Genomic DNA, 356 nt, shown 5'->3' on the forward strand with positions numbered 1-356 from the left:
GCAGTACCATCGGCGCTGTGGGTCTTAGCTTCCGGGTTCGGGATGGGACCGGGCGTTTCCCCCACGCTATGACCGCCGTAACCCTTGCTCCGCCACCGGCCCGCTGTTGGCGGGGGTGGGGAAATCTGTGGTTACAACATGGCCGCTGCGGCGTGTGGCCGCAGGTGTGGTGTTGTTATTTTGTTGTGGTTTTGTTCCTGTCGCAACGTGCCGTCGGTGACGGGTTTGTTGTTTGGGAACCACATAGTGGACGCAAGCAGTCTTGTTTCTTTGTACCCTTCCCTGGTGTGAACGTCTTTTGAATCCGTTCACGGGAAGAGTGTGTGGTGTAAGTTATCGGCCTATTAGTACCGGTC

The 356-nt window shown here is 57.0% G+C and carries 1 rRNA gene; it reads right to left on the reverse strand.

Going from position 1 to position 356, the window contains the following annotated elements:
- Positions 1-80 (reverse strand): 5S ribosomal RNA (rrf, locus tag AC1DN2_RS21390); the annotation flags it as partial.
- Positions 81-356 lie beyond the last annotated feature (276 nt).

Source organism: Arthrobacter sp. 01L42 (assembly GCF_056400005.1).